Source organism: Polymorphobacter sp. (assembly GCF_051860865.1).
GTDB lineage: Bacteria > Pseudomonadota > Alphaproteobacteria > Sphingomonadales > Sphingomonadaceae > Sandarakinorhabdus.
Window position 1 is genome coordinate 1 of sequence record NZ_JBIMKZ010000054.1, and the last position, 21,538, is coordinate 21,538.

The 21,538-nt window shown below is 67.4% G+C and carries 19 protein-coding genes, 1 tRNA gene and 1 pseudogene; 12 read left to right on the plus strand and 9 right to left on the minus strand.

What is annotated here, in order from left to right; genetic code table 11:
- The first annotated feature begins 101 nt into the window (after positions 1-101).
- Positions 102-1,442, plus strand: a complete 1,341-nt coding sequence (locus ACTIFJ_RS10650; RefSeq protein WP_439534092.1) for an MFS transporter — start codon at positions 102-104, stop codon at positions 1,440-1,442.
- Positions 1,442-2,293, plus strand: a complete 852-nt coding sequence (locus ACTIFJ_RS10655) for an isocitrate lyase/PEP mutase family protein (RefSeq protein ID WP_439534093.1) — start codon at positions 1,442-1,444, stop codon at positions 2,291-2,293. The genes ACTIFJ_RS10650 and ACTIFJ_RS10655 overlap by 1 nt, the downstream gene beginning before the upstream one ends.
- Positions 2,294-2,298: 5 nt before the next feature.
- Here ACTIFJ_RS10655 and ACTIFJ_RS10660 read toward each other — a convergent pair whose 3' ends face one another.
- The 3 genes from ACTIFJ_RS10660 to ACTIFJ_RS10670 form a co-directional block, all read right to left on the minus strand.
- On the minus strand, positions 2,299-3,879 hold the full coding sequence (locus tag ACTIFJ_RS10660; RefSeq protein WP_439534094.1) for a GMC family oxidoreductase: 1,581 nt from the start codon (positions 3,877-3,879) through the stop codon (positions 2,299-2,301).
- The gene (locus ACTIFJ_RS10665; protein WP_439534095.1) at positions 3,879-4,817 is read right to left on the minus strand and encodes a phytanoyl-CoA dioxygenase family protein; all 939 of its coding nucleotides are present in this window, start codon (positions 4,815-4,817) and stop codon (positions 3,879-3,881) included. Before ACTIFJ_RS10665 ends, ACTIFJ_RS10660 begins: the two co-directional genes overlap by 1 nt.
- Positions 4,818-4,889: 72 nt before the next feature.
- Complete coding sequence (locus ACTIFJ_RS10670) at positions 4,890-5,816, minus strand: LysR family transcriptional regulator (RefSeq protein WP_439534096.1); 927 nt, start codon at positions 5,814-5,816, stop codon at positions 4,890-4,892.
- A gap of 112 nt (positions 5,817-5,928) precedes the next feature.
- Here ACTIFJ_RS10670 and ACTIFJ_RS10675 point away from each other — a divergent pair, with 112 nt between their 5' ends.
- From ACTIFJ_RS10675 to ACTIFJ_RS10710, 8 genes are read left to right on the plus strand one after another with little or no spacing between them, the layout of a single operon-like run.
- A complete protein-coding gene (locus ACTIFJ_RS10675) occupies positions 5,929-6,264 on the plus strand; it encodes a hypothetical protein (RefSeq protein ID WP_439534097.1) in 336 nt (111 codons plus the stop codon).
- Entirely contained in the window at positions 6,261-7,334 is a 1,074-nt protein-coding gene (locus ACTIFJ_RS10680; protein WP_439534098.1) for a class I SAM-dependent methyltransferase, read from the plus strand. Before ACTIFJ_RS10675 ends, ACTIFJ_RS10680 begins: the two co-directional genes overlap by 4 nt.
- A complete protein-coding gene (locus ACTIFJ_RS10685; protein WP_439534099.1) occupies positions 7,331-8,119 on the plus strand; it encodes an alpha/beta fold hydrolase in 789 nt (262 codons plus the stop codon). Before ACTIFJ_RS10680 ends, ACTIFJ_RS10685 begins: the two co-directional genes overlap by 4 nt.
- Positions 8,116-8,616: a cupin domain-containing protein gene (locus ACTIFJ_RS10690; RefSeq protein ID WP_439534100.1), complete on the plus strand. Its 501-nt coding sequence runs from the start codon at positions 8,116-8,118 to the stop codon at positions 8,614-8,616. The genes ACTIFJ_RS10685 and ACTIFJ_RS10690 overlap by 4 nt, the downstream gene beginning before the upstream one ends.
- A complete protein-coding gene (locus tag ACTIFJ_RS10695) occupies positions 8,616-9,572 on the plus strand; it encodes an ornithine cyclodeaminase family protein (RefSeq protein WP_439534101.1) in 957 nt (318 codons plus the stop codon). Before ACTIFJ_RS10690 ends, ACTIFJ_RS10695 begins: the two co-directional genes overlap by 1 nt.
- A complete protein-coding gene (locus ACTIFJ_RS10700; protein WP_439534102.1) occupies positions 9,569-10,399 on the plus strand; it encodes an alpha/beta fold hydrolase in 831 nt (276 codons plus the stop codon). The genes ACTIFJ_RS10695 and ACTIFJ_RS10700 overlap by 4 nt, the downstream gene beginning before the upstream one ends.
- Positions 10,396-11,139 carry an SDR family NAD(P)-dependent oxidoreductase gene (locus ACTIFJ_RS10705; protein ID WP_439534103.1) on the plus strand — a complete coding sequence of 248 codons (744 nt, stop codon included), beginning with the start codon at positions 10,396-10,398 and terminating at the stop codon, positions 11,137-11,139. The genes ACTIFJ_RS10700 and ACTIFJ_RS10705 overlap by 4 nt, the downstream gene beginning before the upstream one ends.
- Positions 11,136-12,215, plus strand: coding sequence for an NAD(P)-dependent alcohol dehydrogenase (locus ACTIFJ_RS10710; protein WP_439534104.1), 1,080 nt, complete (start codon positions 11,136-11,138; stop codon positions 12,213-12,215). The genes ACTIFJ_RS10705 and ACTIFJ_RS10710 overlap by 4 nt, the downstream gene beginning before the upstream one ends.
- A 1-nt stretch (position 12,216) precedes the next feature.
- Here the strand turns inward: ACTIFJ_RS10710 and ACTIFJ_RS10715 are convergent, their stop codons facing one another.
- The 3 genes from ACTIFJ_RS10715 to hisD all read right to left on the minus strand — a co-directional run bounded on the left by ACTIFJ_RS10715 (position 12,217) and on the right by hisD (position 16,575).
- Positions 12,217-14,361 carry a TonB-dependent receptor gene (locus ACTIFJ_RS10715; protein ID WP_439534105.1) on the minus strand — a complete coding sequence of 715 codons (2,145 nt, stop codon included), beginning with the start codon at positions 14,359-14,361 and terminating at the stop codon, positions 12,217-12,219.
- A gap of 130 nt (positions 14,362-14,491) precedes the next feature.
- Complete coding sequence (locus ACTIFJ_RS10720; RefSeq protein ID WP_439534106.1) at positions 14,492-15,256, minus strand: SDR family NAD(P)-dependent oxidoreductase; 765 nt, start codon at positions 15,254-15,256, stop codon at positions 14,492-14,494.
- Positions 15,256-16,575, minus strand: a complete 1,320-nt coding sequence (gene hisD, locus ACTIFJ_RS10725; protein ID WP_439534107.1) for a histidinol dehydrogenase — start codon at positions 16,573-16,575, stop codon at positions 15,256-15,258. The genes ACTIFJ_RS10720 and hisD overlap by 1 nt, the downstream gene beginning before the upstream one ends.
- Before the next feature lie 213 nt (positions 16,576-16,788).
- On the opposite strand from hisD, the pseudogene ACTIFJ_RS10730 reads away from it, so the two are divergent.
- A pseudogene (locus ACTIFJ_RS10730) lies at positions 16,789-18,419 on the plus strand (GNAT family N-acetyltransferase); the annotation flags it as partial.
- Here the strand turns inward: ACTIFJ_RS10730 and ACTIFJ_RS10735 are convergent.
- The 3 genes from ACTIFJ_RS10735 to ACTIFJ_RS10745 all read right to left on the minus strand — a co-directional run bounded on the left by ACTIFJ_RS10735 (position 18,351) and on the right by ACTIFJ_RS10745 (position 21,132).
- Positions 18,351-19,616 (minus strand): MFS transporter, encoded by a 1,266-nt coding sequence (locus ACTIFJ_RS10735; RefSeq protein WP_439534110.1) that lies wholly within the window; start codon positions 19,614-19,616, stop codon positions 18,351-18,353. The pseudogene ACTIFJ_RS10730 and the gene ACTIFJ_RS10735 sit on opposite strands and share 69 nt — an antisense overlap.
- Positions 19,617-19,697: 81 nt before the next feature.
- Positions 19,698-19,774, minus strand: a tRNA-Pro gene (locus ACTIFJ_RS10740).
- 56 nt (positions 19,775-19,830) lie between these two features.
- Positions 19,831-21,132: an FAD-dependent oxidoreductase gene (locus tag ACTIFJ_RS10745; RefSeq protein WP_439534108.1), complete on the minus strand. Its 1,302-nt coding sequence runs from the start codon at positions 21,130-21,132 to the stop codon at positions 19,831-19,833.
- Positions 21,133-21,285: 153 nt separating this feature from the next.
- Here ACTIFJ_RS10745 and ACTIFJ_RS10750 point away from each other — a divergent pair.
- The coding region (locus ACTIFJ_RS10750; RefSeq protein ID WP_439534109.1) for a GTP-binding protein at positions 21,286-21,538 on the plus strand (253 nt) is incomplete at its 3' end.

A 21,538-nucleotide genomic window follows, 5' to 3' on the forward strand; every position in this document is an offset into this window, starting at 1 on the left:
AGCGCAAATCAATGCGCAGGGCCTCGCCATGCATGGCATCTATGGTTCGGCACCTATCTCTGACTGGTGCAGGGCGTGCTTGTCCGGCACGTTCACCCGCCATGACCCTTCGCGTCGATTCACCGCCTGTGCCCGCGGCCCAGCCCCATGCCTGGGGCGTGGTGGCGCTGCTGTGCATCGGCGGGATCATCTCGATGCTCGATCGTCAGGTACTGATCCTGCTGGTCGAGCCGATCAAGGCCAGCCTGGCGATCAGCGACACCCAGGTCAGCCTGCTGCAGGGCTTTGCCGTGGCGATCTTCTACGGCCTGCTCGCCGTGCCGCTGGGCCGGCTCGCCGACAGCGGCAACCGCACCCAGATCATCGCCGCCGGCGCGCTGTTCTTCTCGCTCTCGACCATGGCCGGCGGCTTTGCCGTCAGCTTCGGTGCGCTGTTCGCCACCCGGCTGTGCGTCGGCATCGGCGAGGCAACGCTGACGCCCGCCGGATCGTCGCTGATCGGCGACTATCTGCCCCCGCACAAGGTCGGCCGCGCCATGGGGCTGTTCATCGGATCGAGCTTCGTCGGCTCGGGGCTGGCGCTTGTCATCATCGGCAGCTTCCTCGCCTGGCTCACCGCCAACCCGCTGCTCCGGTTTCCGCTGATCGGGCGGCCGGAGGACTGGCAGATGGTGTTCATCGCCGCCAGCCTGCCGGGGCTGTTCTTTGCCGCCGCCATGCTGCTGGTGCGCGAACCGCCGCGCAGCGAAGGGCTGGCATTGGCCGGCGCCAGGGCCGGCAGCGCCTCGATTGCCGAAGTGATGGCCTTCGTCCGGTCCAATGCGCGGCTGCTGCTGCCGGTATTCCTCGGCCTGCCGCTGCTCGCCGGCGCCAATTTCAGCCTGAACAGCTGGACGCCGACCTTCTTCATCCGCACCTATGGCTGGACCGCCGCCGAAATCGGCCCGATCTTCGGGCTGATGATAACCCTGCTGGCCACCGCCGGCGTCATCACCGGCGGCTGGCTGTCGGACCGGATGCTGGCGCGCGGCCGCACCGACGCCAACCTCAGCGTCTCGATGGCGGCAGCGCTGGCGGCCGTGCCGTTCATCATCGCCTTTCCGCTCGCCGGCTCCGCCACCGCCTCCTTGCTGCTGCTGGGGCCGGTGCTGTTCCTGGCGGCGATGCCGTTCGGCGCCGGCCCAGCGGCAATTCCCATCCTGGCGCCCAACCGCATGCGCGCCCAGCTGATGGCCGTGTACCTGCTGTTCGCCAATCTGTTCGGCGCCGGCATGGGCCCGTGGATGGTCGCGGCCTTCACCGATTCCGTGCTGGGTGATCCGCAGGCAATCCGCTGGTCGATCGCGCTGGTCTGCAGCGCGGTGATGCTCGCCGGCGCCCTCATCGTCGGCCTCGGCGCGCGCGCCATGCGCCATGCCGCCCTTGTTGCGAGACCTGCCTGATGCTCCGACCGCTTCTCGAGTCCCCCGGCCTGCTGATGGTTCCCGGCGCCTGGGACGGGCTGAGTGCGCTGCTGGTGGAACAGGCCGGTTTTCCCGCGCTGTTCCTGTCCGGCGCCAGCCTGGCCTATGCCAGCCTCGGCCGCCCCGATGTTGGGCTGGCGACCGCCTCCGAGCTGGCCGATGCCTGCGCCCGCATCGCCGACCGCGTCAGCATCCCGATCATCGTCGATGCCGACAGCGGCTATGGCAGCGCCGTCCATCTCCAGCGCACGGTCCGCAATCTGGAACGTGCCGGCGCCAGCGCCGTGCAGATCGAGGACCAGGTGACGCTGAAGCCGCTCGCCGCGCTGCAATCGCGCCCGCTGGTGCCGGTCGCGGAAATGCTCGGCCGGCTCCGCGCCGCGCAGGACGCCCGCCATTCGGACACGCTGCTGATCTCGGCCCGCACCGATGCCCAGCCCTCAGTCCCGTTCGAGGAAACGCTCGATCGGTGCGAGGCCTATATCGAGGCCGGCTGCGACCTGCTGCTGGCAGAAGGCCTGTCCAGCCCGGCGCAGGCCGAAGCGCTGTGCCACCGCTTCGCCGCCCGGGTACCGCTGATCCATAATCTGCTCGAAGGCGGCGCCTCGCCCTATCGCCACGCCGATGAACTGGCGCCGCTCGGTTTCAGGATCGCGCTCTATGCCGGCGCCACCGTGCAGACCATGGCCCATGCCGCCGCCGCGATGCTGGCCACGCTCCGGGCAACCGGCAGCACCATGGCGATGCGTGATCACATGCTCCAGGCGCCGGACATGGCGCGGCTGACCGGCGCGCCGGCGCTGGTCGAAACGGCCAAGACCTTCCAGTAAGCCGCTCAGCCGGCGATCAGCTGCGCCGCCTTTTCGCCGATCATGATCGCCGCGCCATTGGTGTTGCCCGAGATCGGCGACGGGATGATCGAGGCATCCGCCACCCGCAACCCGTCGACCCCGCGCACCCGCAGCTTGGCATCGACCACGCCGTCCGGCCCCATCGCGCAGGTACCGACCGGATGATAGCCGAGGAAGGTAGTGGCGCGCAGATGCGCCTCCCACTCGGCTTCGGCTTCGCACGCCGGCCCCGGCAGCCGCTCGCCAACGATCTCCCGCGCCATCGCCGGCTGCGCAAAAATCGCCCGGACCTGCCGACAGGCGCTGACCAGCCGCGCCCGGTCCTCGGGATGCGCCAGCAGCTCATGCTCGATCAGCACCTTGTCGCGCGGATCGGCCGAGCGCAGCCGCAGCCGCCCCCGCGCGCGCGGATAGTTCAGCGCCGCCACCACGGTCACCGCCGGCTTCGTATAGGGCACGATCCCCTCGGGCGAGAAGCCGAAGGCGAACGGCCCGAACATCAGCTGGATATCGGGTTCCTCCACGTCCGGCGACGAGCGCATGAACGCCACGCCGTGCGGATAGGGGCTGGTCGCCGGCCCCCGGCGCGTCAGCCCCCAGCGCAGCAGCGCCATCGCCATGCGCAGGCCGGACGTCTCCATATTATAGGTCCGCTGCCGCACGTCCCAGCTCATGTTGGCGTTGGGATGCTCGCCGAGATTCTGGCCGACGCCGGGCGCCTCGTGCCGCACCGTGATGCCATGGCGGGCAAGTTCGTCGCCCGGCCCGATGCCGGACAGCATCAGCAGGCGCGGGCTGGCCAGCGCGCCCGCCGACAGGATCACCTCGCGCGCCGCCCGCACCTCCAAAACCTCGCCGCCGCGCCGGTAGCGCACGCCGACCGCCCGGCCATCCTCCAGCAGCACCTGCTCCGCCTCGGCACCCGTGATGATCGCCAGGTTCGGCCGCCGTACCGCCGGCGCCAGATAGGCCCGTGCCGCACTCCAGCGGGCGCCTTCGCGCTGCGTCACCTGCGGCGCCGACACCCCCTCCTGCGTCTCGCCATTATAATCCGGATTGAACGCCAGCCCCGCCGATTGGCAGGCCGCCATGAACGCCTCGGCCAGCGGATGCACCGAGCGCAGCGGCCCGACATGCAGCGGCCCCAGCGCTCCACGCCACTGGCCGCCGATGGGGGAGCTCTCCATCCGCCGGAACAGCGGCAGCAGGTCGTCGAACCCCCAGCCCGGGTTGCCGGCCGCCGCCCAGCCATCGAAATCCGCCCGCGCCCCGCGCACGAACAACATGCCGTTGATCGATGACGAGCCGCCAAGCACCCGCCCCGCCGGCCACAGATCGACCTTGCCGCCGCGCGACGCATCGGGGGCAGCCAGATGCGCCCAGTCCACCGCCGGATTGCCGATCAGCCGCACGATCCCGGCCGGCACATGGATGGCGGGGTTGCGGTCCCGCCCCCCGGCCTCCAGCAGCGCCACCCGGCAGCGCGGGTCCTCGCTCAGCCGCGCCGCCAGCGCACAACCGGCCGAGCCGGCGCCGACCACCACATAATCGAAGTCGCCGCTCATCAGCCGTTATCGGCCGCCTGAAGCTTCTTGAACGTGTCATATTCATTGACGTCGTCGCGGCGCGGCGCCGAAAATGTCGTCGCAAACCCGCGCGGATAGCGGCTGTCGTCGTCACGCGCCCCGTCCGCCGACCACAGCAGCGGGAACAGGTCACCGCCGGGCGCATTGCCCTCGATCATCTCGTCGAAGCTGACCCCGGCGATGTTCAGGCAATCAGGACGCGGCGACCAGCGCACATCATCGCCGAACACCCGCACCGACAGCGCAATCCGCCAGTCGTCGGTCGGGTTGCCATGCGAATAATGCAGCGCCCAGGGATGCACCACCAGCATGTCTCCCACCGCCATCTCCCAGGTCCGGAAGCGGCCGGCATAGGCCGGGTCGGCGCGCATCGCCTCGCCGTCCGGGTGCGGCGCGCGCGCCGGGTCGCGGATCATCTTGCGGGCATTGGGGCTGAACAGCCAGTATTTGACATCCTCATTCTGCGTGCCGGCAATCACCTCGAGGCTGTTGGCATGGCTGATCGGCGTCAGCGGGATCCATATCGACGGCACCATCGTCGTCTCGGGCGTCACCGGCCAGCCCATGCGGTCGGTATGCCAGATCGTCTTGTCGGTCGATTGCGGCTTCTTGGCAAAGATCTCGTCGAAGAAGAAACGCGCCGATGTCGACCGCAGTGCACCGGCCGCCGCCTCGCCCAGCGGGCTCTCGAAGACAAAACGCCGGAACTCGGGAATCGTCCGCGCCATGTACCGGCCCGGATTATTCGGCAGCAGCCCGAAGTCCTCCTTGTCGATCAACAGCCGCCGCGCCGGCCCTTCCATCGCCTGCAGCCATTCCGGATCGAACACGTTGCGCAGGCAGACGACGCCGTCGCGAGCGTAGGTCTCGGCATCCTCGTCGGTAACGGCGCGCAGGGGGCGGGTATTGAAAGCCATGACATTCCACTCGAAAGCGCCGCATCAACCACGACGCCCCGCCAATCTGCCGTCAGGCCGGCAGATTACAAATCAATCAGGGGCGTGCTCCCATGCGCCAAATGCATCGACGGTGCAGGCCTCGCGCACTTCCGCCATGAAGTCCTCGACAACCGGCCGCAGCGGCATCGACTTGCGCGTCATCAGCCCCACCTTGCGCACCACCGGGCAGCCGGGCGCATCGAGCCGGCAAATGGTGCCGCGCAGGCTGCGGCGCTGGACGACATGCTCGGGCAGGATGCCGATAAACCCGCTGTTGGCGATCAGCGAGCTGATCAGGTTCAGCGAATTGGTCCGCACCACATAATCGGGCACGCGCAGCCCATCGGCCGAGAAATAATGATCGAGAAAATCCTTCATGTGCGGCTGGTCGACCACCGCCCAGCGCTCACCGAGCAGCGCCTGCTTGTCGAGCCCGCTATGGGCAGCGAGCCGATGTCCGGCGCTGGCAAACACATAGGCATGGATATCGAGAATCGGCTCCACCGTCACATCGTCAGGGATCTTCATATTGGAAAGATTGGAGAAAATCACATCGAGCCGGCCGTCCCTGAGCGCCTCCACAAGCTCTTCGAGAAAGCCCTGGGTCACCGTCATCGCCACGTCGCGACCCGAGCCGCAGACCGCCGCCACCGCCCGGTCGATGATATGATCGGCAAACATCGCGGCGATGCCGATCGCCAGCTCGCCCTTGGTGCCCTTCTGCACGGCGCGGACCTCGTCCCGGGCGCGATGGGCCTCGTTCAGCATCAGCTGCGCATAATGGTAGAGTGCATTGCCCGCCGGCGTCGGCACGATCCCGCGCGGCCGCCGCTCGAGCAGCACGGCACCGAGGATTTCCTCGAGGTTCTTGATGCTCCGGGTCAGCGCTGGCTGGGTGATGCACACCTTGTCGGCGGCGCGGGACAAATTGCCGGCGTCGACGACCGCCACAAAATGCCGAAGATGACGAAGCTCCATCCTCCAAGCATAGACAGGCGCCGGGACAGCACAAGCTGCCATGCATTTCGTTGATGTCACAGTCAGAAAGTTTGAATTGCGATAGCCCGGCGAACGCGGCAGCATGATCCCCATGCACAGCCCTGACGACACCCACACACCGTCTCACATCGGCCAGGAAATCAACGGGCCAGGCCGCACCTATTTCGATAATGTCGTCATCGACAACCTTCTCGAATCGTTCATGGAACTGGCCGCAGAGGTCTGGACGATCCGCGACCGCCAGGCGGTGCTGGAGGCGGTGCTCAAGTCCAGGGGCATCGATGCCGAAACGCTGATCGAAGCCCATCGCCCCGACCCTGCCGAGGCCGCCGCGCGCAAGGCGATGCGCGCCGCCTTTGCCGAACGCCTGCTCGCCGGCTTCCTGCGCCGGCCCGACACGCTTGCCAAACAGGAGACCCCCTCATGATCGATCGTGGCGCGCTCGAGGTCTTCCCCCGTCCGGCCCGGCTGGAGGACGAATCCTATCTCGATTTCCTCGAATCCTTCCGCGATGTCCTGCTGACCCGGATGTTCCCGGCGATGGCCGCCGCCGGCCATGCCCGGATGGCCGAGGACGGGCTGCCGGTGGACGATGACAGCGTGCCGCTGACAGCGATCCAGACGTCCTTCGCCAAGGCGCCGATCGTGCCGACCTGGCAGCGCTTCATGCGCTCGCAGCAGGAAATGTCCTGGCGCCGCACCCGCGCCAGCTTCGCCCGCACCATCGACCGTCAGGTCGGCGCCATGGCCGCGGCCGCAGCCCAGGCCGAAGCGTCGCGGCTGGTCATCGATCCGGACTTCCATGTCCCCGATTACGCCCGGCGCGAAATCCATCTCCAGCCCGGCGGCTACACCGACGACCCCATCGGCGGCATCGTCTATCATTACGGCACCAAGGTCTTCTACCAGGGCGGCAACGACCATGACGAGCTGCACGAGGAACTCGCCAGCCTCGCCCTGCCGCCGGCCGATGGCAAACTCGCCCGCATCCTCGATCTCGGCTGCTCGATCGGCCAGGCCACGACCAAACTCAAGGCGCGCTTTCCGGACGCCGAAATCTGGGGCCTCGATGTCGGCGCCCCGATGGTCCGCTATGCCCATGCCCGCGCCGTGGCGCAGGCCGTCCCGGTCAATTTCATCCAGGCGCTGGCCGAGGACATGCCGTTCGAGGACGGGCATTTCGACATGGTCTTCGCCTATATCCTCTTCCACGAGCTGCCGATCGACATCATCCCGCGCGTTCTCGCCGATGTGCACCGCGTGCTGCGCCCGGGCGGCACCTTCTGCATCTTCGAATTTCCGAGCGCCAGCCAGCATCTGCCGCCGGCCTATCGGTTCATGATCGACTATGACAGCCGGGACAATTGCGAGCCCTATTCGCCGGGCTTCGTCCACGCCGATTTCCGGGGCCTGCTGGCCGCCGCCGGCTTCGACGTCGCGGACGGGCCGCCGAGCCGCAACAGCTTCCTCCAGTCGATCGTCGCAACCAGAAGGTGAACACCCTGGTTCCGGTTGATGACGCGCGGCTCGCCGTCGTCCGGCGCGGCAGCGGCCCGCCCCTGCTGCTGCTGGTCGGGCTCGGCGGCCGCTGCGATTTCTGGTCCGGCACCATGGATCACTTCGCCGGGCGGGACTGTATCAGCTTCGATCACCGCAAGACCGGCAACAGCCTCGGCTCCGACCGGCCCACCACCGTCCGCCTGCTGGCCGAAGACGCGCTCGGCGTGCTCGATGCGCTGGGCATAGACCGTGCCGATATCGTCGGCCATTCGCTAGGCGGCGCCATCGCCCAGCACATCGCCGTCCATGCCCCGCGGCGCGTCGGCAGGCTGGTCATTTCGTCGAGCTGGGCCGGGCCGACCCCGGCCTTCCTGTCGCTGTTCGATCATCGCCGGGACGTGCTGCGCCATTGCGGCGCCGAAGCCTATCTGCGCCACGGCACGCTGCTCGGCAATCCGGGCTGGTGGTCCTTCACCCATCACGAGGCGATGCAGGCCGGCATCGCCGCCCGGCTGGCCAGCTTCCCCGGTGAAGCCATCGAGCAGGAGCGGATGGACGCGGTCTGCGCCCATGACCTGCGGGACCGGCTCGCCGGCATCACCGCCGAAACCATGGTCATCTGCGCGCGGGACGATGCCATCACCCCGCTGCCGCTGTCCGAAGAACTGGCCCGTCTGATCCCCGGCGCGCGGCTGGAGGTGCTGGAAAGCGGCAATCATTTCGCGCCGGTCACCACGCCCGAAGCCTGGCGCCAACGCCTGGAAGGATTTCTCCGGTCATGAGCGAAGAACCGAATTTCGGCCGCTGGTCCGCCGTCGTCGCGCCGGACACATCGACGAGCTGGTGGCAGCCCCTGCCCTCCAGCGGCTATGTCTCGGTGGCGCTGTCGCCGGAAAACACGCCGTACGATGATTTCGTTTCGGGCATGCAGGTGCTGCCGCCGGGCCGCTCGATCCGCGAACATGGCCATCAGCGCAATCATGAGCTGCTGTTCATCCACAAGGGCACCGGCACCGTCACCATCGAGGACAAGACCGACGCCATCGGCCCCGGCTCGATTGTCCTATTCGGCCGCCACGCGCGCCATTATCTCGACAACACCGGCGATACCGACATGCACATCTTCTGGGTGTTCATGCCGCCGGGTCTCGATGACTGGTTTCCCGCCGTCGGCCGCCCGCGCATCATCGGCGAACCGATGCCCGAGCCGTTCGACCGGCCGGAGGATGTCGGCGCCGTCCAGGCCAAGCTGCGGTTCGTCCCGCCGATGCCGCGCTGATGCGGCTGATCACCGCCGCCGAGGTCGAGCGGCTGCTGCCGATGCCCGCCGCCATCGCGGCGATGCGCAGCGCCATGGTCCAGGTCTCGCGCGGCGAGACAATGCTGCCGCTGCGGCAGTTCATGGCCATCCCCGGCGCGCCGGGAAAGATGGCGGTGATGCCGGGCCATATCGCCCATCCGCCGCGCTTCGGCATCAAGACCGTCTCCAAGTTCAGCAATGCCGCGCAGAGCCATGTCGGCACCGTCCAGCTTTACGATGCCACCGACGGCACGCTGCTGTCGATCATCGAGGGCGGCACGCTGACGGCGATCCGCACGGCGGCAGCCTCGGCGCTGGCCACTGACGCGCTGGCCCGCGCCGACAGCCACAGCCTCGCGATCCTCGGCACCGGCGAACAGGCCCGCCGCCATGCCGAGGCCATCGCCGCCGTCCGCCCGCTCACGGATATTCGCGTCTGGGGTCGCAGCCTTGCGAATGCCGAAGCGCTGGCCCGGCGCCTCGGTCCCCATGTCCGCGCGGTCGAAACGGTGGATGAAGCCGTCGCCGGCGCCGATATCGTCTGCACCACCACGCCCAGCGCCGTGCCGATCCTGTTCGGCGCCGATATCGGACCCGGTGTCCATCTCAACCTGGTCGGCTCGGCCATCCCGAGCACCGCCGAAGTCGATTCGACGCTGGTGGCGAAAGCCCGTTTCTACGGCGACTTTGCCGAAGCCACCCGCGCCCAGGCCGGCGAACTCCGCGCCGCCATCGCCGATGGCAGCGTCGGGGAGGATCACCTGCTCGGCGAGATCGGCGCCGTCCTGCTCGGCACGCTCGAAGGTCGCCGCAGCGACAATGACATCACCATCTACAAATCACTTGGCGTCACCGCCCAGGACCTCGCCGCCGCCGACGCCGTCCTCGAAGCGGCGATTGCCGCAGGTCTCGGCCTCGATATCGCGCTGGCATGACCGACACGCTCTTCGATCGCGGCTATGCCCGCATCACCGAGGGACTGGTCCATCATCGCCGTCTGGGCACCGGCACGCCGATCGTCATGCTGCACGCCTCCCCGGCCTCGTCGCGGACGCTCGAACCGCTGGGCGCGCTGCTGACCTCCCGTCACGATGTGCTGATGCCCGACACGCCGGGCAACGGGGCCTCCTCGCCGCCGGCGCTGCCCATCCCCGAACTCGCCGATTATGCCGACATGCTCGACCGCGCCTGTGACCGGCTCGGGCTGGAGACGGTCGATCTATATGGCACCCACACCGGCGCCCACATTGCCATTGAATGGGCCATCGCCCGCCCCGATCGGGTCCGCTCGCTGATCCTCGACGGCGTGGCGCTGCTGTCACCCGATCAGCGCGCCGAATTCCTCGATCATTATGCCCCGCCGCAGCGCCCCGATGCCTCGGGCACGCAATTCGCCTGGGCCTGGAACATGATCCGCGACCAGATGATCTTCTGGCCGCATTACCGCAAGGACAGCGCCCATCTGCGCCGCGACGGCCAGTTCGAGCCCGGTCTGCTCCATGATCTGACGATGGACCTGCTCGGCAGCCTCGAAACCTATCACCAGCCCTATCAGGCGGTATTCCGGCACGATGTGCTGGCCCGGCTGCCGCTGGTGACAAGACCTGTCCTGTGGCTGCAGGGCGAAGTCGGCGTCCTCGATACCGACGCGAGCGCGGCGCTGGCGCGGCTGCAAGACCACAGGCTCGTCACGGTGAGCGACCTCGCAACGCGCGCCACAGCCATCATCGATTTCATCGCGGCGCAGGGAGGCAGGGCATGAAACTCGCCGGCAAGATCATTCTCGTCGCCGGCGCCAGTTCGGGCATGGGCCGTCAGACGGCGCTCAGGGCCGGCGCCGAGGGCGCCACGGTCATCGCCGCCGCCCGCAGGCTGGAGGATTGCGAGGCCGTGGCCCGCACCTGCGGCGGCGCCTCCATCGCCCTGTCGATCGACGGCACCGACCCGGAGTCGGTCGCGGCGGGCTTCGCCAAAATCACCCACCGCTTCGGCAAGCTCGACGGCGCCTTCAACAATCTCGGCGCGACGCTCGGCACCGCGCGGGTGCATGAAATCCCGACCGAGCAATGGCAGGCCAGTCTCGCCGTCAACCTGACCGCGCCGTTCCTGCTGATGAAAGCCGAGATTCCGCTGCTGATCGCCGCCGGTGGCGGCGTCATCGTCAACAATTCCTCGACCGCCGGCGTCCGCGGCACCCACAGCATGGCCGATTACTCGGCCGCCAAATGGGGGCTGATCGGCCTGGGCCAGTCGGCCGCGCTCGAATATGGCGCCGAGAATATCCGCATCAACACCATCGCGCCCGGCATCATCCGGACCGAGAAAATGCAGGGCTTCGAAGCCGCCATGCCCGATCTGTTCGACGGACTGCGAGCAAAGATCCCCGGCAACCGCTTCGGCGACATGCAGGACATAGCCACCACCGTCTGCTGGCTGCTGAGCGACGAGGCACGCTTCATCAACGGCGCGACGCTCCGCGTCGACGGCGGATCATCGGCATGAAGATCCAGGCCGCTGTCGCACGCGCCGACGTGCCCGGCTTTCGGCTCGAAACGCTGACGCTCGAGTCCCCGCGCGCCGACGAGGTACGGGTACGGATCGTCGGCACCGGCCTCTGCCACACCGACATCAGCGTCCGTGAAAATGGTGCAGGCTGGTACCCGCTTCCCGCCGTGCTCGGCCATGAAGGCGCCGGCATCGTCGAAGCAGTCGGCGCCGACGTGCAGTCCGTCCGGCCCGGACAGGCGGTCGTGCTGAGCTTTGCCTCGTGCGGCGGCTGCCCCGCCTGCCACGCCGAGACCCCAACGCTCTGCGCCTCGATGCTGACCCTCAACTTCGGCGGCGGCCGCCCGGACGGCAGCACGGCCCTGCGCGACGATCATGGCCCCATCGCCAGCCACTTCTTCGGCCAGTCCTCCTTGGCCAGCCACGTCATCGTGGCCGCGCGCAATTGCGTCGTCGTCGACGACGACCTGCCGCTACCGCTGCTCGGGCCCCTGGGATGCGGAATCATGACCGGTGCCGGCGCGGTTCTGCACGCATTCGGCGCCAAAGCCGGCGACAGACTGCTCATTCTCGGCGGCGGATCGGTCGGCCTGAGCGCCGTCATGGCCGCCACCATCGCCGGCTGCGCATCGATCATCGTCGTCGAACCCCATGCCGCACGACGGCAACTGGCGCTCGAACTCGGCGCAACCGAGGTCATCGATCCCGCGGCCAGCCCTGACCTGCCCGGCGGCATGGACCATGTCCTCGACACCACCGGCCGAACCGCGCTCATCCAGAAAGGCCTCGCCGCGCTCGGCCGCGGCGGCACGCTCGGCCTTCTGGCCGGTTCGGCCAATGAAGGCCCGCTGGCCGTCGACGGCAATCATCTGGTCAGCCACGGCCTGCGCATCATCGGAATCATCGAAGGCAACGCCGATCCGCAGACCTTCATTCCCGAACTGATCGCCCACCACCGCGCCGGGCGCCTGCCCTTCCAGAAGCTGATCCGCACCTACACGCTGGCGCAAATCAACACCGCCATCGACGACCAGCACCACGGCCGCGTCGTCAAGGCGGTGCTCATCCCCTGACCTAATAGTTGAACTTCAGCGACGCCATCCAGGTGCGCGGCCGCAACGGGGTCAGCGCCGGCTGGAACGGCGGCCCGACGATGCCGCTCACATAGGTCACTTCGTCGGTCAGATTCTGCCCGGAAAGGTTCAGCTCCCAGCGCCTATCGGCCGTCGCCAGCGCCACAAAGGCATCGATCCGGGTCCAGCCCGGCAGCTCGAGCGCGTTGGTAACAACAGGGTTGTAGCGCCCAGTATAGTTCATGTTCCCGCCAATGCGGAACAGGAACGTATCCCCCAGCGGCTGCTCGAACGTGCCCCCCAACCGGGCCGACCATTCAGACACCAGCGGAATATCGCGAGCACCGGACGTCGCAGCATCCGCCAACGGATCGAGCGTCTTGTACTTGCCGTTATTGTACGTCACCGACCCGAACAGATCGAGCCCGGACACCGGCCGCGCCGACACTTCCAGTTCGACACCCCAAACCCGTGCATCACCGACGTTGATCTGCGGAAAGTCCGTCCCGCGCTGCGCCGTCTGCTGCAGATCGCTGATATCGTTCAGGAACACTGCCAGGTTGGTACGCAGCCGGCGGTCGAGCATCTCCGCCTTCAGCCCCGCCTCATAGGCCCACACCGTCTGCGGGCGATACACCGCGCTCAGCACCGCCGGCGCCCGGGACAGCCCGTTGAACCCGCCCGCCTTGAAGCCCTTCGAAACCGAGGCATAGGTCAGCACATCGTCGCTGAACTTGTGCTCGAGACCGAACTTCGGCGTGAACGCATTGAACGTCGCATCGATATTGGCCGTCAGGCTGGTCGGCGCCGCGATATCGGCATCGAACTCCTTCTTGTCGCTCGTGTAGCGCCCGCCGAGCGTGATCGAGGTGCGATCGGTCAGCGCCACATTGGCCTGGGCAAAGGCGGCATAGCTGTCGGTCTTGGTCTGCTGCCGGAACAACGGCAGCGCAAAGCCGAAGAAGGCGTCCCGAAAATCCTGATCGCCGTTCTCGTTGAAATAATAGAGGCCGACCAGCCAGTTGACCTTGTCATCGAAGGACGATCCGGTCGCCTGCAGTTCCTGGCTCCACTGCCGCGCGGTCGACGCCGAGGCGCGATCGAACGTGGAGATGAACACGCCCGGCGCCACCTGCTGGCCAGCGGCAATATCCCAGCGGAAGAAGTCGGTCGTATCGACATAGCCGGTGATCGACCGCAGCGTCACCGCCCCGACATCAAGGGCGATATCGAGCGTGCCGGTGAACACCGAGGTCTGGCCGTTCGAAGGCGTCGGCGACGAGGTGACATAGGGCTGGCCGGGAACCACCGGCTGGGCATTTTCGCCGAACACCCGCGTGGCATAGTTCAGCCGCGCATTGTCCGGCACGAACTGGACATTGACCGGGATATAACCGTCATTGTCGTCATCCGAATAGGACACCGAGCCGACGACGCGCAGCGGCCCGGAATCATAGGCCAGCTTGGCGCGGCCGGCGAAGCTGCGCTCCTTGCCGACCATCTCGCCGGTCGCCCGGTTCAGGATCCAGCCCTTGCTCTGGTCCCGGTAAAACAGCGACATCGACGCCCCAAGATCGCCGGCGACAACGCCGCCCATCGAGATGTCGCCGCGCACCTCATCGAAGCTGCCATAGCCGACCGAGCCCTTCAGCCAGCTGTCGTTGACGCCCGGCGTCCGGGTGATCACCTTCAGCGCGCCCGAGAAAGTGTTGCGGCCATAGAGCGTGCCCTGCGGCCCGCGCAGCACTTCGACGCGCTCGATGTCCGAGAGCTGGAAGTTCGATCCCTGCATGCGTCCGCGATAAACATCGTCGACATAGATGCCGACGACCGGCTCCGAGACGATCAGGCCCGAGGTCTGCTCGGACCCGCCGCGCAGGCCGATCTGGAAGGTCGAGGGGTTGGCCGTCACCGGGATCAGGATCAGCCCCGGCACCGCCTTGGCGACGTCCTGCGTCGACAGGATCTGCTGATCGGTCAACGCGCCCTCGGTCAGCGCGGTAATTGCGATCGGGGTTTCCTGAAGCTTGGTGGTCGTCCGCAGCGCGGTGACCAGAATCTCGTCGAAGCCGCCCTGGGCTTCCTGCGCCATCGCCGGCGCCACCGCGAGCACCGAAACGCCGAGCAGAAACAGACCATGTTTCATCGTCATCAACCCCTTTTATTGGCCCCGACAGCCAGCTTCATATTGTCATCAATATGAAACGGCCGCCTTCGCAACAGCAGCATTATCAATCGAATCTCCGCCTGCTGGTCAATCCGGCCGCCGCGCTGGATCAGTCCGCCGTCCAGCCCCCGTCGACGATCAGGCTCGTGCCCGTCACCAGCGCCGACTGGTCCCCGGCCAGGAACAGCGCCGCGCCCATGATGTCCTCGACCCGCCCGAGACGGCCGAGCTTGATCCGCTTGAGCACATCGGCCCGGAACGCGGCATTCTCGAAGAAGGGCGCGGTCATCGGCGTTTCGATGAAGGTCGGCGCGATGGTGTTCGAGCGGATGCCGTGGCGCGCGAGATCGAGCGCAAAGGCCTTGCTCATCCCCTCCAGCGCCCATTTGGACGCGCAATAGAGCGAGCGGTTCGGCCCGCCGACATGGCCCATCTGCGAGCCGATGTGGATCAGCGAACCGGCCACCTTCTGGTCGATCATCCGCGCCGCCACCGCCTGCGCCACGAAGAAGGCGGCGCGGACATTGAGGTCCATCACCGCGTCATAGTCGTCGGTCGTCACCTCGGTCATCGCCATCGGCCGGTTGGTGCCGGCATTGTTGACGAGGACATGGAAGGCCGGCCGTTCGGCCACGAACGCCTGCACCGCAGCCGTGTCCGACACATCGAGGACATGCGCCACGGCGGTGCCGCCCGCCGCGCGGATGTCATAGGCGACGGCGTTGATCTCCTCGTCGGTGCGCGCCACCAGCGTCACCTCGGCGCCGGCCTCAGCGAGCGCCGCGGCCAGCGCCACGCCGAGCCCGCGCCCCGCCCCTGTGACGAGCGCGTGCCGGCCATCGAGCCGCGACGACGGAAGGCGGGGCAGCGTCATCAGAGCGGCAACGGCTCGGCGGCGCCGGCATAGGGCACATTGCGCCCACCATAGCGGCGCACCCGCACATTGGCCTGCTCGCCATGCCCGGCAAAGCCCTCGAGCGCGCACAGCCGGCTGCAATATTCACCGATCATCGCGCTCGCCGCGTCGGTGGTGACGCGCTGATAGGTGCAGGTCTTGAGGAACTTGCCGACCCAGAGCCCACCGGTATAGCGCGCCGCCTTGCGCGTCGGCAGCGTGTGGTTGGTGCCGATCACCTTGTCGCCATAAGCAACATTGGTACGCGGGCCGAGGAACAGCGCCCCATAGTTTGTCATCCGCTCGAGGAACCAGTCCGGATCGCGGGTCATCACCTGGACATGCTCATTGGCATAATCGTCGGCGACGCGGAGCATTTCCTCATAGCTGTCGCAGACGATCACCTCGCCATGGCTGTCCCAGGCCTTGCGGGCGATGTCGCGGGTCGGCAGGATTTCCAGCAGCCGCTCGACTTCGCGCATCGTCTCGCGCGCCAGCTTTTCCGAATTGGTGATCAGGATCGCCGGGCTGTCCGGCCCATGCTCGGCCTGGCCCAGAAGGTCGGTGGCGCAGATCTCGCCGTCGACGCTGTCATCGGCAATGACCATCGTCTCGGTCGGCCCGGCAAACAGGTCGATGCCGACGCGACCGAACAGCTGGCGCTTGGCCTCGGCAACAAAGGCATTGCCCGGCCCCACCAGCATGTCCACCGGCGCGATGCTGGCGGTGCCCAGCGCCATCGCCCCGACCGCCTGGATGCCGCCTAGGCAATAGATTTCGTCGGCCCCGGCCATCGCCTGGGCGGCGACCACGGCCGCCGCCGGCTTGCCCTCGAACGGCGGCGCGCAGGTGATCACCCGGCCGACGCCGGCGACCTTGGCGGTGATGACGCTCATGTGCGCCGAGGCCAGCAGCGGATATTTGCCGCCCGGCACATAACAGCCGGCGGCATTGACCGGAATGTTGCGATGCCCGAGCACGACGCCGGGCAGTGTCTCCACCTCGACATCCTGGATCGACGCGCGCTGCACTTCGGCGAAGCGGCGGACCTGTGTCTGGGCGAACTCGATATCCTTCAACGCCTGCGCCGGCAGCTGGTCGATGCAGCCTTGAATCTCGGCGGCGGTCAGCCGGTAGTCCTCGCGGTCCCAGCCATCGAAGCGGTTGGACAGCGCACGGACAGCGGCATCGCCCTGACTGGCGATGTCGGCGAGGATGGCTTCAACCGAGGCGCGTACCTTGGCATCGGCTTCGGCCTTCACATCGGCCCCGACCGCGCGCTTCAACCAGACTGCCATCCTGTCCTCCACTTCCGCGACCCGATGCCGCGCCTCCGCAACGAAGGCCGGCAAATCAACCAGTCAACCGCGCAGGTCAATGATCGATGCCAGGAAAAAGCCGACAGGCGAATGCGGCACTGACAGGCCGCGGATTTGCGCCGCGCTGCACAACGCCCTAGACCGGCGGTCGACCGCCCGGCACAATAAGCCGGGCCACCGAAAGGCTGTTTCTTGAGTACCGAACCGAAAACCAGCGTCGGCGCGCGCCTGACCCTTCGCAACGCCACATTGCGGGACGCCAAGGACATCCTCGCCCTTGTCGACCGCTCCTACACCGATATCGGCGGCTACACGCTGGGCATGATTCAGGGCCAGATCAGCACCTTCGCCGAAGGCAAGATCGTCGCCGAATATGACGGCGCCATCGTCGGCTATTGCGCCACCTTCATTATCGACGAGGCGACCGCCTTCGCTCCGCACAGCTGGATGGAGATCACCGGCAGCGGCTATGGCTCGCGCCACGATCCCGATGGCGATTGGCTCTATGGCATGGATGTCTGCGTCGACCCGGCCTTCCGCCGGCTGCGCATCGGCCAGCGCCTCTATGACGCCCGCCGTCGCCTCTGCGAACAGATGGAGCTGAAGGGCATCGTCTTCGGCGGCCGCCTTCCCGGTTACGCCAAGCGCCGCAAGACCTTCGAGACCCCCCAGGCCTATCTCGACGCGATTCAGGCCCGCAAGGTCCATGATCAGGTGGCATCGTTCCAGCTCCGCGCCGGGTTCGAGCCGATGGGCGTGCTGGAGAACTATCTAAGCTCGGACAAGCAGTCGCTGGGCTTCGCCGCCAAGATGGTCTGGCGCAACCCCAATGCCGCGCCCGAGTCCCAGCCCAAGCGCCTGATGCGCGCGGACTCGGAGGCCGTGCGCATCGCCACGGTCCAGCTGCAGATGCGCGCCGTCAAATCCTTCGAGGAGTTCGCCAGCAACATCGAATATTTCGTCGATGTCACCGCCGATTATCGCGCCGATTTCGTCGTCTTTCCCGAGCTGTGCACGCTCCAGCTGCTGTCGATGATGGACCGCAAGCTGAACCCCGAGGAATCCATCGAGGCGCTGACGCGCTTCACCCCGCAGATCATCGAGACCTTTCAAAAGCTCGCCATCAGCTACAACATCAACATCATCGGCGGCTCGCACCCGACGCGCTCGGACGACGGCGACATCCACAACGTCGCCTATGTTTTCCTGCGCGACGGCTCGGTCCATGCCCAGGAGAAGATCCACCCGACGCCGAACGAACGCTATTGGTGGAACATCAAGGGCGGTGACACCATCGAAACGATCGACACCGACTGCGGCCCGATCGGCGTGATGATCTGCTATGACAGCGAATTCCCCGAGGTCGCCCGCCGGCTGGTGGACCAGGGCGCCCGGCTGTTGTTCGTGCCCTTCTGCACCGACAGCCGGCAGGGCTATATGCGCGTGCGCTATTGCTGCCAGGCCCGCGCCATCGAAAACCAATGCTATGTCATCATGGCCGGCAACGTCGGCAACCTCCCCGGCGTCGAGAACATGGACATCCAGTACGCCCAGTCATGCATCCTGACGCCCTGCGACTTCCCGTTCGCCCGCGACGGCATCGCGGCCGAAGCCACCGAAAATGTCGAGACCGTCACCGTTGCCGACGTCAACATCGCCGACCTCAACTGGGCCCGCGCCCAGGGCTCGGTACGCAACCTCCGCGACCGGCGCTTCGACCTCTACCGGATCGACTGGCTCAACCCCTGACCTCTTTAATTTTTGGGCGGCCGCCCGCTGGCGACAAACAGCCCGATGGCGGCCAGGCAGCAGCCGGCAGCGGCCGCGAACACCCCGGCGCTGCCCCAGGCGCCCTGCACCAGCCCCAGCTGCTGGGCGCCGAACGACGTGCCGAGGTTGAGCATCGCCATGAAAGCCGAAAACTGCGTCGCGCCGACCAGCCGGTCACACGCCGCCATGGCCCGGGCATAAACCGACACCGACAGCAGCACGAACAGCAGCGCGTGCGCCACGAAATAGGCCGCAAACAGCATCGGCTGCGGCCATAGCGGCCCGGCCAGCGCCATGCCGCCATGCAGACCCGCCAGCAGCAGCAGCGCCACCACCACCGCCCGGCCATGCCCCAGCCGGTCGGCAATCCACCCCGAGGCCGCGATCCCGAACAGCCCGCCGGCAATATCGGCGCCCCCGGCCAGCCGGGTGAACGCCTGCTGGTCCCAGCCCAGCCCCTGCACGGCAAACACCGGCACCAGCGCCGTCTTCAGCCCATAGGCGGCGAACGCCACGAATATCCCCAGCGCCAGCAGGATGTTGGGCGTGCGCACCATCACCGTCGCCAGCGTCGTCACCAGCCGCCACAGCCCGGGCGGCGCCGGCGTCTCCGAATCGGCGACCCCCGGCGTCCACGGCAGCACCCGCTCCCCGCCCCGCTCGCGCAGCAGCAGCGGAAACAGCAGCACGATAAAAATCGCCGCCGCCGGCGCCAGCACCGCCGCCGCAAATCCCCATTCGGCGATCAGCGCCCCGCAGACAATCGCCGAGCCGGCAATGCCCAGCGTCTTCCCGCCCCACATCAGCCCATTGGCCGTTCCCCGCTCCGCCTCGGGCACGATGTCGATCGCCATCCCGTCGATCGCCACGTCCTGATACGCCGCCGCCATGTTGATCAGAAAACCGCTGAGGCTCAGCAGCGCCAGCTCGCCCGGCTGCGGCGCCTGCGCGCTCATCGCCAGCATCGCCGCCACCAGCACCAGCTGCGCGCCGATGATCCACGGCCGCCGCCGCCCCATCGCCGGAAACTGGAACCGGTCCATCAGCACGCCATTGAGAAGCTTGAAGCTCCACGGCAGCAAGATGATGCCAATAAAACTGCCGATCTCGGCCGCGGACGCCCCGTTGGTCGCCAGCCAGGCCGGCACGGCCACATAGAGCAGCCCCTCAGGCACCCCCTGCGCCAGGTACAGCGCAAACAGCGTCAGCCCGCGCCAGCGCCGCCGCTCGGCCAGCACCGGCAGCCGCATCGATCCGAAGCTGCTGAAATCCACCGGGGCCTTTCGGGGGGCGGGGCCGGCCCGGGAAGCCGTTACCCCTGATGTCCGCAATGGTCGGGGCGAGAGGATTCGAACCTCCGGCCTCTGCCTCCCGAAGACAGCGCTCTACCAGGCTGAGCTACGCCCCGACGCCTTGCGGATGCGCGGCTATAACGGCGGCAAAGCCGGAGCGCAACCGCCGCGATCACCCAATCAGCGACAACATCTCCGCCACGCTGACAATCTTCTCGCGCGGCGCCCCGGGACGCGCCCGCGTCACTTCAGCGGCATCGATCACCTGCCAGTCGGCAAAGCTCGTCGACCGCACACCCCGCGTCCGCAGCAGCGCATCGAGCCCCGTCCCCCCTTCGCCATTCTTCGGCGCAATGCCATCGGCAACGATCGCCTCGATCACCGAAAAGCCGTCCGGCCGGTTGGTACCGATGGTCCCCGACGGGCCGCGGCGAGCCCAGCCGCTCGCATAAAGCCCGCCATAGATCCGCCCGGCATCGTCACAGGGAAAGCGGCCAAGCGCATCCGAATAGGGCACGCCGGTCAACGTCGAGGTCCGGTAGCCGATGCACCCGATGACCAGCCCGCACGGAATGGCATGCAGCTCCCCGGTGCCGACGGCGCGCCCGTCCTCCAGCCGCGTCGTCTCGACGATCAGCCGCTCGACCTTGCCATCTCCCTCCACCGCGACCGGACGGCGGAAGAATTCGAAATGGATCGTCACCGGCTTGTCGGACCGCTCCGCCGCCGCAAAGCCGCGCAGATGGGTGACCATCTTGCGATGACCCGGCTCCAGCCCGGCATCCTCCTCCTCCGGCGGCAGATCCCCGGCACGCAGCAGCGGCTGGGCCCGCGACAGATGGCCGAGCTCGCCCGCCTCCTTGGTGGTGAAGCTCGCCTGGTGCGGCCCCCGGCGGCCGACGATATGGATATCGCGCACCGCCGAACTCTCCAGCGCATGGATCGCATGCTGCGCGATGTCCGAAGTCGCCAGCTCCTCGGTGGTCTTGGCCAGGATGCGGGCGCAGTCGATGGCGACATTGCCGTTGCCGATGATCGCCACGCCATGATGCGACAGCGGCACCTGCAGCCCGGCATAATCCGGATGGCCATTGTACCAGCTGACAAAGGCGCCCGAGCCGATGACCCCGGGCAAATCATCGCCCGGAATGCCGAGCGGCCTGTCATGCGGCGCGCCGACCGACAGCACCACCGCATCATACAGGCCGAGCAGCTCCTCGATGCTGACATCGCGGCCGACCATCACATTGCCGATGAAGCGAACATTCTGCCCCAGCGACGTCCCCTCGTAGCGCTTGGTCACCGCCTTAATCGACTGATGGTCCGGCGCCACGCCGGCGCGGATCAGGCCATAGGGCGTCGGCAGCCGATCGATGATATCGATCTTCGCCGTGCCGCCCCATTGCTTCAGCGCGGCTTCCGCCGTGTAATAGCCGGCCGGACCGGCGCCGATGATGGCGATATTGAGGGTCAAGTCAGGTCTCCGCGTGACGATGCGCCGGTAAAGCGCCCTCACCCGCCGCGGTCAAGCAAGTCTGTCTATCCGGCCGGGCAGCGAAGATTTGCGGGCCAGTAGAGGTCCGTTGGACGCATTGCCCTTCGCGCGGCCTCTGCTAGAGCATCGGGCATGACCGCCGAACTCTCCACCATCCGCAATTTCTCCATCATCGCCCATATCGACCACGGAAAGTCGACTCTGGCCGACCGGCTGATCCAGATCGCCGCCGAGCGCGCGGTGCGGCGCGGCGAGACGCTGAGCCCGCCCGAGGGCCTCTACGAGGAATTCTGCGCGCGCTTCCCCTATGCCGAGACCGACGACCAGCTCCAGGCGATCTCCGACGTCATGGACGATCTCTCCTCGGGTAAGCCGATGGACCGGC